At 61.0% G+C, this 14,921-nt stretch carries 11 protein-coding genes; 3 read left to right on the forward strand and 8 right to left on the reverse strand.

Features of this window, described 5'->3' with window-relative positions:
- Position 1 precedes the first annotated feature (1 nt).
- The 3 genes from BLW50_RS16150 to BLW50_RS16160 form a co-directional block, all read right to left on the reverse strand.
- Complete coding sequence (locus tag BLW50_RS16150) at positions 2-943, reverse strand: branched-chain amino acid ABC transporter permease (protein WP_090704384.1); 942 nt, start codon at positions 941-943, stop codon at positions 2-4.
- A gap of 75 nt (positions 944-1,018) precedes the next feature.
- Entirely contained in the window at positions 1,019-2,257 is a 1,239-nt protein-coding gene (locus BLW50_RS16155) for an ABC transporter substrate-binding protein (protein ID WP_170850191.1), read from the reverse strand.
- A 253-nt stretch (positions 2,258-2,510) separates the two neighbouring features.
- Positions 2,511-3,467, reverse strand: coding sequence for a LysR family transcriptional regulator (locus BLW50_RS16160; RefSeq protein ID WP_090704389.1), 957 nt, complete (start codon positions 3,465-3,467; stop codon positions 2,511-2,513).
- Between the two features lie 122 nt (positions 3,468-3,589).
- Between BLW50_RS16160 and BLW50_RS16165 the strand changes: the two genes are divergently transcribed.
- The gene (locus BLW50_RS16165) at positions 3,590-5,014 is read left to right on the forward strand and encodes a M20 family metallopeptidase (protein ID WP_090704391.1); all 1,425 of its coding nucleotides are present in this window, start codon (positions 3,590-3,592) and stop codon (positions 5,012-5,014) included.
- Between the two features lie 73 nt (positions 5,015-5,087).
- Positions 5,088-6,089 carry a Bug family tripartite tricarboxylate transporter substrate binding protein gene (locus BLW50_RS16170; RefSeq protein ID WP_090704393.1) on the forward strand — a complete coding sequence of 334 codons (1,002 nt, stop codon included), beginning with the start codon at positions 5,088-5,090 and terminating at the stop codon, positions 6,087-6,089.
- 57 nt (positions 6,090-6,146) lie between these two features.
- Here BLW50_RS16170 and wrbA read toward each other — a convergent pair whose 3' ends face one another.
- On the reverse strand, positions 6,147-6,746 hold the full coding sequence (gene wrbA / locus BLW50_RS16175) for an NAD(P)H:quinone oxidoreductase (protein WP_090704395.1): 600 nt from the start codon (positions 6,744-6,746) through the stop codon (positions 6,147-6,149).
- A gap of 81 nt (positions 6,747-6,827) precedes the next feature.
- Entirely contained in the window at positions 6,828-7,523 is a 696-nt protein-coding gene (locus BLW50_RS16180) for a pirin family protein (protein ID WP_090704397.1), read from the reverse strand.
- Between the two features lie 112 nt (positions 7,524-7,635).
- Here BLW50_RS16180 and BLW50_RS16185 point away from each other — a divergent pair, with 112 nt between their 5' ends.
- Complete coding sequence (locus tag BLW50_RS16185) at positions 7,636-8,583, forward strand: LysR family transcriptional regulator (protein WP_090704399.1); 948 nt, start codon at positions 7,636-7,638, stop codon at positions 8,581-8,583.
- Positions 8,584-8,652: 69 nt separating this feature from the next.
- Here BLW50_RS16185 and BLW50_RS16190 read toward each other — a convergent pair whose 3' ends face one another.
- From BLW50_RS16190 to BLW50_RS16200, 3 genes are all read right to left on the reverse strand, one after another.
- Entirely contained in the window at positions 8,653-11,037 is a 2,385-nt protein-coding gene (locus tag BLW50_RS16190) for a beta strand repeat-containing protein (RefSeq protein WP_090704401.1), read from the reverse strand.
- Between the two features lie 165 nt (positions 11,038-11,202).
- Positions 11,203-12,663: an HlyD family type I secretion periplasmic adaptor subunit gene (locus BLW50_RS16195; RefSeq protein ID WP_170850192.1), complete on the reverse strand. Its 1,461-nt coding sequence runs from the start codon at positions 12,661-12,663 to the stop codon at positions 11,203-11,205.
- Between the two features lie 53 nt (positions 12,664-12,716).
- Positions 12,717-14,909, reverse strand: a complete 2,193-nt coding sequence (locus BLW50_RS16200; RefSeq protein ID WP_090704406.1) for a type I secretion system permease/ATPase — start codon at positions 14,907-14,909, stop codon at positions 12,717-12,719.
- Positions 14,910-14,921: the final 12 nt, after the last annotated feature.

Raw genomic sequence — 14,921 nt, forward strand, 5'->3', positions numbered from 1 at the left:
ACTATGCTCTATCGTCGCCGGCAATGCCCTGCGGGCGGAACATCAGCACCAACAGCATGAGCAGGAATGGCAGAACGCCGGCCGAGCTGGACAGCGGCACAGCCAGAAGATCATTCGCGGTCTTTTGCGAAACGAGGCCCAGAGTCGCCAGGATCTGGCCGAAAGTCACATCCAGATAGACCACCGCATTGACCAGGATGCCGATCAAGAGCGAGGCGATCAGCGCGCCAGCGACAGAGCCCAGGCCGCCGACCACGACGACGACGAAAACGATGACGCCGAGTTCGGTCGCCATATTCGGGCTTGTCGTATAATAGGCGCCGCCCATGGCGCCGGCGAGCCCGGCGAGACCAGCGCCAACGGCGAACATGCCGGAGAAAATGGCGGAGACATTGTAGCCCAGCGCCCGCACCATATCGGGATTAAGGACAGCGGCGCGCACGACGAGGCCGATACGCGTGAAGCGCAGCAGGCAGAAGATGGCCGCGAACATCACCACGGCCGTCGCGCCAATCAGCACACGGAAGAAGGGATAGGAAGCGTCGCCGATTGAGAAAGCGGCGAAGCGCAGGCTTTCGGGCACCGAATAAGCGACGGCATAGGGCCCGAAGAACAGTTTCACCAGCTCTTCAAAAGCAAAGAACAGACCGAAGGTGAGCAGCAATTCCTGCACATGGCCAAACGAGCGCACATGCCGCAACAGATAGCGCTCGCAGATAAAGCCGATCAACGCCACCCCGAGCGTGCCGATCAGAATGCCGCCCCAAAAACCGGAAACCGAGACTGCCGTGAAAGCAATATAGGCACCCAGCATGTAGAACGACGCATGGGCGAAGTTCAGAATACCCATCATGCCGAAGATGAGCGTGAGCCCGGAACTGATCATGAAGAGCAAGAGCCCGTAGATCACTCCGTTCAGCAACGCGACAGCAACCGTTTCCATATTTTCAAGCTCCGGGAGCGTTCAGGCTGACGGGTATCGCAACGATACCCGTCAGCAGTTTCGCTCACGCTCCGTTTAGGGGCGTACCATTTTGCATTCGGCGCTGACGGGCGTCGATGTTTCCGCCGCGCTCAGCAGCTTCACCGGCCGGAAGCCCATGTCGGTGCCATCGAGCTTGTGCCGCGCATCCTTCGAGACGACCGAAACGACCAGCGGCAGCTGCAACTGATGATCTTCCGCGCGCATCGACAGCGTGCCCATCGGCCACTCGACCTTGTTGATTTCGAGCGCCGTGATCAGCTGCTTGACGTTGACCTTGCTGCCGGCCGGCAGCGACTTCACCGCATTGGCCAGCATGGTCATGGTGATGAGGCCATTGCTCATGAAGGCCACCGGATCGCGTCCGGTCGCCGCGTTGAACGCAGCGCGATAGGCCTCGCCCGCTTCACCACCAGCTTCCGCATTGAAAATCTGCGCGTCATGGCCACCAAGCGCAGCGGCGCCAGCACTCGCCAGATTACCTGGCTCATCCAGGAACATGCCGGCGAACTTCGTCTTCAAACCCGAAGCCGAGGCCGCCTGCAGGATCAGCAACAGATCGCTGCCGCTGCTGGCGGTGAAAACCGTGTCCGGCTTGGTGGCGCGCGCCTTTTCGATGAAGGGTGAGAAGTCACGGATCTTGAAAACGTCGTGGCGGCCCTTGCCGACCACTTCATAACCATAGGTCTTGGCGTTCTCGTCGGAGGCGGCCTCCATCTCGCGGCCCATCGTATAGTCGGGCTGCAAGGAATAGATGCGCTCGCCCAGCGTGCCCTTTTCCTTCATCACCTTCGCCAGCGCGTTCTGGCGGATGTAGGGCGTCGTGGTGAAGCGGAACGAATAGTAGTTGCAATCCTTGCCTGTGAAATTGAGGCCTTCGGCGCCAACGATCAGCAGAACGCCCGGGTCTTCGGGATTGCGCTGGTTCCAACGCTGGACGTCGGCCAGATTTTGCGCCGCCAGGGGCGAGGTGCCGGCACCGATGAAAATCCGGGCGCCATCGGCAATGGCCTGTTTGAACCGATCGGCCGCACCCTGGGTGGTGCCGGCGTCGTCATAGAGCGTCACTTGCAGCGGATTGCCGTTCCAGCCGCCGGCGGCGTTGAACGGCTTGGCGACGAAATCCACGGTCGGCTCATACATGGCGCCGATGAACGCCAGCGGGCCGGTCTTCGGGGTCAGATAGGCGACCTTCACCGGATCGGCCTTGGCCACGCCAGCCCCCAGAGCCAGGGCAGAAACGGCCGCCAATGCGAACAGGCGTATGGATTTCATCAACATCCTCCACTGGTTAGGCCGGGGGCGAGTCCAACCCCTCTTCGGACAGCTAGCCAGTGCTCCGGAATTTGAATTCCGGGCAGGCCTTGCTCGATACCCGGCAAAAGCGGCGGCAAACTAGGAAGGGAGAGCCTTTATGTCAATAATATACTTTTTACATTTTTCGGAAATCTAAACGGCCGCGGGTGGCCGCGCGCGTGCCCCAAAGCCAAGGCGATGCCGATCGCCAGATTGACATCAGCGGGCGAGCTTATCGCGCGTTCGAACGCGTAGGAGCCCGCGGACGCTCCGCCTCCAAATGTTCGAGCACATAGTTCTTCAAGATCTCGGCGGCCGGCAGCAAATTGGCCTTCGACCAGATCAGGCCGATCGGCGTGCCGACATGGAACGGCGGCAGTGGCAAGATGTGCATGGACAAACGTTCCGCCCAATGCTGAACGACGGACTGCGGTGCGATCGACACGAAGGATCCGGAACTGAGCAACTGCGATATGAGGGAAATAGACTTTGTATCGATCCTGTTGGCGGGCAGATCGAAGCCTTGACGCGACAGATAATCAGCCAACGCGTCACGTGCCGGCGTTCCCGCGAGAGGTAGAATCCAAGCGCTTTGCATCATATCCGCCCAGGTGAGCTTGCGCTTTCGGCTCAGCGGATGATTGGGGCTCGCCACCACACGCACCGGTTCATTGACAATGCCGACGCTGCCAAAGCTCCGATCCAGCGCCACTTGCCCGATACGTCCGAAGACGAGATCAACCGTGCCGTTGCGCAGATCATCGATAAGATCGGGCAGCACGCCCTCGACCACGCGAATGACGATGCCTGGATAATCGCGTTTGGCTTTTGCAAGAGTCTCGGCAATGAACAACTGGCCGGAGACGACGTGAAGGCCGATCACCACCGTCCCCTGCACGCCGCTGCGCAAATCCTGCATGACGCCGTCGAAGGCATCGAATTCCGCAGTGATGCGCCTGGCGAAGGCAATCAGCCGGACGCCTGGCTCGGTCGGCACCCAGCGGGTCCGCTCCCGCCGGAAGACCGGCACGCCCAGAATGGCGTTCACCTCAGCCAGCGATTTGGAAACGGCGGCCTCGCTGATGTGCAGCCGATCGGCGGCCAGATTCAACCGACCCAGTTCCGACACGGCCAGAACGTGCCGCAGCTGCCTGAGCTTCAGCCGGTCGCGAATGCTGACATGATCCAAAGGACTCTCCGGCCACTAACTTAACCAAATGGTTGATTTGGGCGTAGCATAATTCACTTGTCTGCAAGTTCAACAGCCCCCTCAATATCCGCCATCTGAAAAAGAATGGTGTGTCGCAGGCGATGACAAATATTCCCGAGATCTGGAACCTGGTGGACCACAAGCAGGAGCGCCTGACCGCTCTCTCCGACCAAGTTTGGGACACCCCCGAGATCTGCTTCGAGGAGGTCAAGTCGGCGGCGGCCCATGTGGCGGAGCTGGAAGCCCAGGGCTTTCGCGTCAGCCCAGGCTGCGCCGGCATACCGACAGCCCTCATGGGCGAAGCCGGCAGCGGCGGCCCTGTCATCGCTTTTCTGGGCGAGTTCGATGCTCTGCCCGATCTCAGCCAGAAGGCCGGTGTCGCCAGGCAAACCCCGCTCGCCACCGGAGAAAAAGGTCACGGCTGCGGCCACAATCTGCTTGGCGCCGGCGCCCTGCTGGCAGCAACCGCCGTGAAAGATTGGCTGGCGGCGAACGGCCTGCCCGGCACGGTACGCTACTATGGCTGCCCGGCTGAGGAAGGCGGCGCGGCGAAAGTCTTCATGGTGAAGGCCGGGCTCTTCGACGATGTCGATATCGCGCTTTCCTGGCATCCGGGCTGCTTCGCCGATGTCATGTCGCGTAGCTGGCTCGCCAATGCGCGCTTTGATTTCACCTTCACCGGCCGCGCCTCCCATGCTGGTGCGGCCCCGCATCTTGGCCGCAGCGCGCTTGATGCGGTCGAGCTGATGAATGTCGGCGTGAACTATATGCGCGAGCATATGCCGAGCGATGCGCGCATTCACTATGCGCTGATCGATGGCGGTGGTGTCGCGCCCAATGTAGTGCAGCGGCGCGCCAAGGTCCGCTATGCCATCCGCGCCAGCTCCCTCTCCGAGCTGTTGCCGTTGATCGAGCGCGTCAAAGCCGTGGCGCAAGGCGCGGCGCTGATGACGGAGACACAAGTGCAGATCGATCTCATCAGCGGCGTCGCCAATCTCATCCACACGCCCTCGCTCAACGATCTGATGCGCCGCAAGCTCGATGAACTCGGAGCCCCCGCATTCGACGCGGCGGATATGGCCTTTGCCCAGGAGATACAGGCGACCCTCGACGAGGCCGATATCGCCAATACATGCGCGCAATATGGCCTTGAACCCGACGAGAGCCGGCCGCTCGGCGATATTCTTATCCCGAAGGGCATCGCTCCTTCAACGCCAATGATGGTGTCTGGCGACATTTCGGATGTGAGCTGGGTTGTGCCCACGGCGCAGCTGTTTGGCGCGACATTTGCTGTGGGAACGCAATTCCACACCTGGCAGCTGGTCGCCCAAGGCAAGAGCCCTGCGGCGCATAAGGGCATGGTTCATGCCGCCAAAGTGATGGCGGCAACGGCAATCGAACTGTTTCGCGACAACGAGTTGGTGAAACAAGCGAAGGCCGAACATGGCAAACGGGCCGGCAAAGCGCGCTACCGCAGCCCGATGCCAGACGACATCAGGCCGCCGATCGACATGTCGGCGCAATAGAAAATATCTCAGGCGGGGACCCGAGAGACAATCACCAGCGCGGCTTCAAAGCCGCGCATAAAGGAGACATGCGATGAAGCGTATCTTGGGGGCCACGGCTTTCGTCTCAACTTTTGCTTTGGCGGCGCTGGCACAAGCTCTAAGCGCAAGCACGGCCTCCGCCAGCGAGACCTATCCTGACCGGCCGATCCGCTGGGTCGTGCCCTATCCTGCTGGCGCGCCGACCGACACGGTAGCGCGCAAACTCGCCGACGCCATATCGAAAAAGACTGGCTGGAAATTCTTCATCGAGAACAAGACCGGTGCGGCCGGAACGATTGGCGCCGCCGATGTCGCCAGGTCTCCCGGCGACGGCTATTCCTTTCTCGTCTCCACCGGCGATGCGCTGGTCGCCAATGCGGTCTCGATGAAATCGGTGACCTACAATCCGAGAAAAGATTTTGCTCTGGTCAGCCAGATCGCGTCCGCCGGCTATGTGATGCTCGTGGGACCGCAGCTCGGCGTGAACACGCTCAGCGAATTGATCGCAAAGGTCCGCTCCACACCGGCGGGCTGGAATGTCGGCGTCACCGGCCCGGCTTCACCACAAAACCTGATCACCCGAGCGTTGGCGAAGAAGACCGGCATTTTGTTGAACACCGTGCCCTATCAGGGATCAGCCCCGGCGGTGCAGGATGTTTTGAGCGGGAACGTCGAGATCACCTACACAGGCGCCATTCTCGCCGCGCCCTTTGTCGAGACCAAGAAGCTCGTCGCCATCGCCACGAACGGGCCCACTCGTTCGGCGCTGCTTCCCGATGTGCCGACCTTCGCCGAACTCGGCTTCTCCGATCCGGTTTTCATGGCGCCGACCTGGCTCGGCATAGCGGCGCCAGCGAAAACATCGCCAGATATCATCACGCGCATGGCGCGCATGGTCAAAGACGCGATGGCGGAGCCGGAACTCGATGCTTTCGTCAAAGGACAGGGATTTGACGTGATCGCCAACACGCCGGACGAATTTCGAGCGGCTTTTGAGCGCGAATTCGAAACCATTCCGGCCTTGATCAAGGACGCGCTCGGCGGCACCAACTGATCGCACGATATGAGAAGCCCGCCTCTCCTCAACGAGGAAGAGAGGCGGGCGAAACGTTTAGCCGAACAGTTTCTTCGCCACTTCGGCGACCTGACGGCCCTGATAGCGGGCGCCTTCAAGCTCGACTTCGGAGGGCTGACGAGAGCCGTCACCACCGGTGATGGTGGTTGCGCCATAGGGCGCGCCGCCGACGACTTCATCGAGTTTCATCTGGCCGGCATAGCCATAGTTGAGACCAACGATCACCAGACCGAAATGCAAGAGGTTGGTGATGATGGAGAACAGGGTCGTCTCCTGGCCGCCATGCTGGGTGGCCGTCGAGGTGAAGGCAGCGCCAACCTTGCCATGCAAAGCGCCCTTCGCCCAAAGGCCACCGGCCTGATCGAGGAAGTTCGCCATTTGCGATGCCATGCGGCCAAAGCGCGTGCCGGTACCGATGATGATCGCATCATAATTGGCGAGATCGTCGATGGTGGCGACCGGCGCCTTCTGATCAAGCTTGTAATAGGATTTCTTGGCGATTTCTTCCGGTACCAGTTCCGGGACGCGCTTGATGTCGACGGTCGCCCCCGTGGCGCGCGCGCCTTCCGCGACGGCTTCCGCCATCTTCTCGATATGACCGTAAGCCGAATAATAAAGCACCAGAACTTTCGCCATGAGAGGCTCCTTTTGGATTGTGAAGGGGGATTGCAAAAAGCGTCATGCGCGGTTCAAGACCGCGCATGACAAAGGCTTGTGTTAAGCGGCGTCGACGAGGACGAGCTCGCTGTCCTCGATGGCTGTGACGCGCACGAGGTTTTCGTTGGCGATCGCCGCACCATCACGAGTGCCGATACGCACGCCATTCACTTCGACCGCGCCGCTCGCCGGAACGAGATAGCCATAGCGGCCATTCAGGTCATATTCGGCGCTCTCGCCTTTCTTCAGCGTCGCGCCCAGGACACGGGCATCGGCCCTGATCGGCAGGGCTTCATCATCGCCCGCGATGCCGCTCGCCAGTGTGACGAAGCGGCCAGCATTGTCGCCCTTCGGGAAGCGCTTGGCGCCCCAGGAGGGTTCGCCGCCCTGGCGGGTCGGGACGATCCAGATCTGGAAGATCTTGGTCGTCACCGGCTCGAGATTATATTCGGCATGGCGGATGCCCGTGCCGGCGCTCATCACCTGGACGTCGCCAGCCTGGGTGCGGCCCTTGTTGCCCAGATTGTCCTGGTGCGTGATGGCGCCCTCGCGGACATAGGTGATGATTTCCATATTGGCGTGCGGATGCGGCGGGAAGCCCGAGTTGGGGGCGATCTCGTCGTCGTTCCAAACGCGCAAGGCGCCATGGTTGACGCGATCCGGATCATACTGATCGCCAAACGAAAAGTGATGCTTGGCCTTGAGCCAACCGTGGTCGGCGTTGAGCAGGTGGTCGAACGGGCGTGTCTCAATCATTGCTGTCGTTCCCTCGGGTCCCAAAGGGGTCCCTCGTTGCCCCAAGACTTAGGCCCAATCGCGTGGTATAAAAATAGAAACTAATGAAACTCATCGTTTCTGGATTTGACCCATGCGCCTACCCGACCTGGAAGCTTTGGCCATTTTCGCGCTCGTCGTCCGGGCGCGCTCGTTTGCCGGCGCCGCCGCCGAACTGAGGGCCTCGAAGGCGACGGTTTCGAAAGCGGTCAGCCGATTGGAGCAGAAGCTGGGCACCCGCCTGCTCAACCGTACATCGCGGCGTCTGGCGCTGACCGACGCCGGACGGCGGCTTGCCGAGCGCGCCGAGCATATCCTCGCCGCCGGCGAAGCGGCAGAAAGCGACGCGCAGGCGGAATCTTCCTCGCCGCGCGGGCTCGTGCGCCTGGCCGCGCCAATGTCCTTTGGCATGCGCGCCATCGCGCCGCTGTTGCCGACGTTCTTCGCCGCCTATCCGGAAGTGTCGGTGGATCTGCAGCTCAGCGATGCCATGATCGATCTGATCGGCGAGGGCTTTGATCTGGCGCTGCGCATCGCCGTGTTGCCGGATTCATCGCTGGTGGCGCGACGGATCGCCGACGTCCATCGCTACTTCGTCGCGGCCCCCGCCTATTTGGAGAAACATGGCCGGCCGACGCATCCGCTGCAACTGGCCGAACATCAATGCTTCGTCTACACCAACGTCGCCAATCCGCGTACGTGGCGGTTCGAAAATGCGCGTGGCGAAGAGGCGAGCGTGCGCATCAACGGCCCGCTCGTCAGCAACAGCGGCGAAGCCATGCTGGAGGCCGCGATCGCCGGCTGCGGCATCGCCGCGCTACCGGATTTTCTGTTGTACGAAGCAATCGATCAGGGGAAGCTTGAAGTCCTCCTCCCCGACTGGCCGACACCGCCGGCCGGCCTGCATCTGGTGATGCCACCAGGCGGCCCGCGCCCGGCGCGCGTCGAAGCCCTCATCACCTTTCTGGCGGATTCCGCGCCGCTCTTCCCGGTCTGCCCCAGGGAGAAACCGCGCCAGCCTCGCGCCTCGCGACCATCATGATAGGGCCCTCGCCGCAATCGCGGCTGGCTGCTATTTGAGGTCGATCGCAACGCGCAAACAGGGACTCGTTCATCGTGTCAGGAGGAGACCGGATTTGCCGTCCGACGCGATCTGGAACGAGCCGGCGCCGAGCGTCGAGTTCTGGAAGTCCAGTGACGCGGTTTGGCCGCCGCTGTTTGTGATCTGCAACAATCCCGTCGCTGAATCGTAAGCGCAGCTCGCGCCCGCGGCGGAGAAGTTACTAAGGTCAATTGAATCGCCAGCGCCGAAATCCTCCAGCTGCGGGCCTGCGTAGTTCGATGAACCGAGCAACGAACCGAAACTTTGCCAGTTATCGATCGTCAACTGATCGCCTGTCCCCAAGAAGGCGATGCTGGATTGCGATCCCAGACATGAGGCGACCTCCAGCGACGAATTGTTCATCAAGGCGAATTCGCCAGAGCTCGTTGGATCGACCGCATTGGTGATGGTCAGCGATCCCGAGATCGAGCACACGCCGTTATCGACGACATTCGCGATCGTGTTCGCGCCGGTCAGGGTCCAGGATGCGCCTTGATCGATCTGCAGGTTCGAAAAATTGCTGAAGAGGTAGGAGCCCAAACCGGAGATCGAGCCTTGGCCCGTCGCCGATAATTCGAGCGTTCCACCGCCACCATTGACCCCGCCATTGAACACGGCACCGGCATCGACGATCAATCTGTTGGCGCTGTTGGTGCTGGCGAAATCCACCGCATAGGCGCCGCCGGAGATCGTTCCTGACGATTCCACGGTCCCAGCGCCTCCGGCGATGTAAATGCCAAAAGACTGGCCGGATATCTGTCCGCCACTGTTGATGATGCTTCCTCCGCCTTCCAGGTCGATGCCGGAGGCGCCGCTGGAGGTGATCTGCCCAGAGTTGAGGATGCTGGCGCCGGCACTGGCATAGATGCCGTCGGAGCCGCCGGAGATCGTTGCATTCGCCGCATTGGTCACGTTCGTGGCGCCACCGATGCTGAAGAGGCCATATGTCGCGCCCGAGATCGTGCCGCCGGAATTATTCGTCACGATGCTCCCGGCCTCGAGGTCCAATGCCGCCGAACCGGAAGCCGTTGCACTGATGCCGCCGGCATTGACGATCGTCGCGACGGAGCCGCTTGAGAAGACGCCGGCGGTGAGGCCCGTCGCCGTGCCGCCGGCGGCGTTGTTGAACGAGCCACCCGCCAGCAGGCCGACGCCGATGGCGCCAGTGATCTGACCCGCATTCGCCACCGAAGCAGAGACCTGCGAAGCAAAGACGCCGAAGGCGACACCCGATATCTTACCGCCGGCATTATTCGTGATCGTACCGCCGGCCTGGGTGTTGACGCCCGCGCTCCCCGATCCGGTGGCTGAAACGGATCCGTAATTGGTCAGCGCAGCGGCGACCTTGGTGCCGAAATTGACGCCGTTTGTGACGCCGGTAATCGCGCCGCCGACATTGTTGGTGATCGTACCACCGGCCAGAAGCGCGACGCCCGAATAGGTCAAGCCGACAATGCTACCGGCATTGACGATCGTCCCGGATCCGCCGGTGACGAACGCGCCGTAACCCTGGCCCGAGAGCAAGCCGCCCGCATTGTTGGTGATCGAACCGCCCGCTTCGAGATCCGCGGCGGCGGTCCCGGCAGCCGTTGAGGTGATCGTCCCGGAATTGGTCAATGCGCCGCCATTGTTAAAGCTGGTGCCTGCTGTCTGGCCTGTGATCGTGCCCGTGGCGGTATTGGTTACAGTGCCATTTGCGGTAATCAGAGTTCCATATTTGTTTCCAGCGATCGCGCCGGCGTTGTTGATCGTGCCGAGGCCGCCCATGATGAACACACCAGCGGCGGCGGAGCCCTTAAGTCCGTTGATTGAAGCCCCGATGGTGTTGGTGACGCTGCCGCCGGTGGCCAAGCCGACGCCGTCATCGACGGTGGCGTTGATCTTGCCGGAATTCGTTACGGTCGTAACACCGCCAACTCCGAAGACGCCATCCTCGCCGCCGGTGATTGATCCCGTATTGATGATGGTTCCGCCATGACCAACGCCGACGCCATAGCCGTTGGCCGTGATCGTGCCGGCGTTCTTGATCGATCCAGCTGCGCCACTCACGTAAACGCCAGAAATCGTCGCTAGTGCACCGGACGAACCGGTGGCTTGTATCTTGCCCGTGGTCTCATTGATCACGGTACCGCCGTTGCTGAACGTCACCGCGCCGCTTCCGGCGATAGAACCTGAATTGTCGAGATAGCCCGGACCCGCGAGGCTGATGCCGTATCCGGGGGCGGAAACGCTTCCGGCATTGTAGATCGTCCAGTTCGTCCCCGCCTTGCCGCTGATGCCGGCGGTCCCAGGCAGAATGGCGAGAACCGTTCCAGTGGCTGTGATCGTTAAGGGCGTGTCTGTCGTGGTCAGCGTGAGCGTGCCGAGTTGAAGTAGGCTGATTGTCCGACTCATGGTGCTCTCCTGCGACCATCGCCCTGACGTAAACTTGGTTCGACATTAGAACAGCCCTTGGGCTGGGGGGATATTCCGCAGTTGAGGTAATCCCATTTCTCAAGATCCGAGGCTCCCCCGTTAGAGGTACCTCGAAGAGATAATCGTAAGGGCTCCGACATCGGCTTACCTTTCCTTCAGCGCCCCGGATCCGATCCGCGCGATTGGCGACAAGAGGTAATCAATCACGCGGCGACTGCCGGTCCTGATCTCCGCGGATACTGTCATGCCGGGTTTGAGCGCGACCGCCACGCCGTCGATATTGATCGTGGCCTTGTCGAGCGCGACCACGATCGGAAAGACGAAAGAGGCGGACTGTCCCGGTGAAGCCGCCGGTTGCCCATAGCCGCCATCGGCAAGGGCGGTGGCGTTCGATTGCTCGCGCTTGGCCGCCTGTTCGTCGAGTGCATCCGCCGCCACGCTTAGGATGCTGCCGCCGACGGCGCCATAATGCGCGAAGGGAAACGCATCGATCTTGATCTCGACATGCTGGCCGACTTTGATGAAGCCGATGTCCTCATTGTTGACGTAGGCCTGGATTTGAAGCCCTCCTTGATCCGGCACGATCGTCATCAGTTGCTGACCCGGTAGGACAACCTGGCCGATTGTCGTGACCGCGACCCGCTGTACGATGCCGTCCACCGGTGCGACGAGGGTCATATGCGAGAATTTCGTGCGCGCCTTGATGAATTGCTGGCCGAGATCCGCATTCTTCTGCGTGACGGACGAGAGCTTCGTCTCATTGTCGGCCACGAATGCCGATATCGCCTTGATCTTCTGGCTCGCGATTTCATCGATCGCCGCGTCCGTCTCGGTCAATGCTCCTCTGTCGGAGGCGAGTTGCGCTTGCGATCGCTGTAAAGACTCCTGAGCATCGAACAGAGCGATCTTCGTACCGATCGCCAGCTTGATCGCCTGCTCGCGCAATTCGAGCAGGTTCGTTGCCGTCGCGATGAGATCGGTCTCATGGCCGACCATCGCTTCAAGCCGCCGCCGGACCGCGATCTTCTGCACCGTCTGCCTATCGAGATTGCTCAGCGTGTCGCGCAATTGCGTCAGATCCGCCAGGAGCACCGCATTCTCGCGGTCCCGGATCGGAGCGGAAATATCCGGAGAGAATGGGATCGCGGGCATCTCATATGGGAGAACCGTACCATACGTGTTCCCGCCGAAAGCCGCCTGCCGGATCCAGATGGCGGTTGCGATGGCGACGCGCCGTCGCGCCGCTTCGGCGTTGTTGGCGGCGAGTGTCTCGAAGGTCGCCGCGAGATCGGCCCGGGCATCGGTGGAATCGAGTTCGACCAGTGTATCTCCTGTCTGGACCCGAGAACCGTTTCGCATGTGGAACTGCGCCACTTTCCCGCTCTCGAGCGGTTGAATGACCTTTTCGCGGCCGGCCGATTCGATCTTTCCCCAGGCGATCGCATGGATGTCGAGCCGTCCGATGAATGACCAGCCGAGGGCGACAGCGCAAAAGATGCAAAGTGTCAGCATGATCGCGACGGGAAGCGGAGATGGAGGCGTTTCCAGAATCTCCAGTGCCGCGGGCAAAAACTCACGGTCGCGGCCGATGATGGCTGGCGGCATTCCCTGTTTGAAGGGAACGGGGGGCGGTGGCCGAGATCCTGGTAAGGAGGCGTTCATCTGAGTGCGTAATCCGACTGTAGTGCCCACATGCCAGCGTAAATCCCCTGCTTCAGGGCCATTAGACTTTCATGTGTCCCTTCCTCAACGATTTCTCCATCGCGCAAGGCGATCACCCTGTCGCACCGCCGAACCGCCGCCAGACGATGCGCGACAACGATGACCGTGCGCCCGCATACGATTGCGCGCATGTTGTCTTGAATAATCCGCTCGCTCTCACAATCGAGCGCCGAGGTCGCTTCGTCGAGAATGAGGATGCGCGGGTTCGTCGCGAGAGCGCGAGCGATAGCAATGCGTTGTCTCTGGCCGCCTGAGAGATTAGCGCCGCGCTCTTCCAGGATCGTGTCGTAGCCCTGTGACATCTGCCCGATAAATTCATGCGCCCCGGCAAGACGCGCGACCTGCATCACCAGGGCGCGCGGCATCGCGGGATTGCCCAAGGCGATGTTTTCATGGATCGAGCGATTGAACAGCATATTCTCTTGGAGAACGACACCAGTCTGCCGGCGCAACCAACCAGGGTCGATCTGCGCGATGTCCATTCCGTCGAGAAAAATGGCCCCCGATTGCGGCATGTAAAGGCGCTGCACGAGCTTGGTCAGCGTCGATTTTCCGCATCCCGATGCGCCAACGAGGCCAATCACCTCACCGGGTCTGATCGACAGATTGACGTTGTGTAGAACGTCGGGAAGATCAGGCCGATACCGGAAGCTCACATTGCGGAATTCGATCCCTCCTCTTGGCGACGGCAGGGTGGCTAAATTCCGCGGCCTGGCCTCTGCCGGCGTATTGAGAATGTCGCCAAGCCGCTCCACGGAGACTTGAACTTGCTGAAAGTCCTGCCACAGCTGCGATAGCCGCAGGACCGGCTGCGCCGCCTGCGCCGCGATCATGTTGAAAGCGATCAGCTCTCCAACCGACAGTTGGCCGTCGATCACCGCCCGTGCTCCGAAAAATAGAATGAGCGCCGTGGTGGTCTTTGATACGAACTGGATCGCGTTCTGTCCGATCACGCTGAGAACCGTCGCATCAAAGCTTGTGCGAACATAAGCGGCGAGACGTTCCTCCCATTGGACCTGGATCATCGGCTCGACGGCGGCCGCCTTGATCGTTTGCGCGCCGATGATCGACTCCACGAGAAATTGCTGGGAGGCGGCGCCTCGGTTGAATTTCTCGTTGATCCTGTCGCGCAATAGCGGCCGCAGAACGATGGCGATGATGACGTAGAGGGGAATCGATACGACGACGACAAGCGCCAGTTTTGTCGAATAGAGGAAAAGAACGCCGATCAGGACGACGGTGAAAATGAGATCGAGTATCGAGGTCAAACCCTGTCCGGTGAGAAAGCTGCGAATTGTCTCAAGTTCGCGTATTCGAGCCACGGTCTGTCCTGCCGGCCGCGTCTCGAAATAAGCAAGAGGAAGACGGAACAGGTGATAGAACAGGCGGCGTCCGACTTCGACGTCTATTCTATTCGTGGTGTGATTGAGGACATAGCCGCGCAGGCATTGCAGCAGGGCATCGAATGCGCCGAGCAGGACGAGCGCAAGCACGATCACGATCAGCGTCGATAGGCCTTTGTGCATCAGCACCTTGTCAATCACCACCTGAAACAGCAGCGGCGTGATCAGCGAGAAAATCTGCAGCACGAATGAGGCGATCAGAACCTGGCTCAGTGGTTTCCGATATCGTTTGAGCGAGGGCATGAACCAGGAGAAACTGAATGTCTTCGGATCGTGGCCGGCGCCACCGATGCGACGGGCGAGCAACAAGATGCGCCCGGTCGAACGGGCGGCGATCTCCGCGACGGATTCATCTGAGGCGGTGCGCGCGACGATGTCGACCAATCGCGGGCAGCCTGGATCTGCGCCCGCCGCCAGAACCATGAAATGACCGGCTTCCATTTCGATGATCGCCGGCAACGGAAGTCGCGCCAGTCTGTCGTCGGTTGCCTGCGTGATGATCCGCGCTTTCAGGCCGATGAGATTGGCGCCGCGTATCAGGTCCTCGGCGTTCGCCAGGCGGCCGCTTATCGCAAGTTCGTGCTTCAATTGCCAAGGATCGGTGGCAATCTGATAGTAGCCGGCGACGGCTGTCAGCGCGACGAGGCCCGAGTCCACCGGCTCCGCCGCTGTGGTGGCATCGTCAGGCTCGTCCGGTTTGATCCTTTCGGAAAGGTCCGTGATCATTCATTCCTCCGC

The organism is Beijerinckia sp. 28-YEA-48 (assembly GCF_900104955.1).
GTDB lineage: Bacteria > Pseudomonadota > Alphaproteobacteria > Rhizobiales > Beijerinckiaceae > Terripilifer.

Bases quoted from the DNA above. Each gene is read 5' to 3' on its own strand.
- BLW50_RS16190 (WP_090704401.1), bottom strand. From the start codon at position 11,037: ATGAGTCGGACAATCAGCCTACTTCAACTCGGCACGCTCACGCTGACC.
- BLW50_RS16185 (WP_090704399.1), top strand. From the start codon at position 7,636: ATGCGCCTACCCGACCTGGAAGCTTTGGCCATTTTCGCGCTCGTCGTC.
- BLW50_RS16150 (WP_090704384.1), bottom strand. From the start codon at position 943: ATGGAAACGGTTGCTGTCGCGTTGCTGAACGGAGTGATCTACGGGCTC.
- wrbA (WP_090704395.1), bottom strand. From the start codon at position 6,746: ATGGCGAAAGTTCTGGTGCTTTATTATTCGGCTTACGGTCATATCGAG.
- BLW50_RS16200 (WP_090704406.1), bottom strand. From the start codon at position 14,909: ATGATCACGGACCTTTCCGAAAGGATCAAACCGGACGAGCCTGACGAT.
- BLW50_RS16195 (WP_170850192.1), bottom strand. From the start codon at position 12,663: ATGCCGCCAGCCATCATCGGCCGCGACCGTGAGTTTTTGCCCGCGGCA.
- BLW50_RS16165 (WP_090704391.1), top strand. From the start codon at position 3,590: ATGACAAATATTCCCGAGATCTGGAACCTGGTGGACCACAAGCAGGAG.
- BLW50_RS16155 (WP_170850191.1), bottom strand. From the start codon at position 2,257: ATGAAATCCATACGCCTGTTCGCATTGGCGGCCGTTTCTGCCCTGGCT.
- BLW50_RS16170 (WP_090704393.1), top strand. From the start codon at position 5,088: ATGAAGCGTATCTTGGGGGCCACGGCTTTCGTCTCAACTTTTGCTTTG.
- BLW50_RS16180 (WP_090704397.1), bottom strand. From the start codon at position 7,523: ATGATTGAGACACGCCCGTTCGACCACCTGCTCAACGCCGACCACGGT.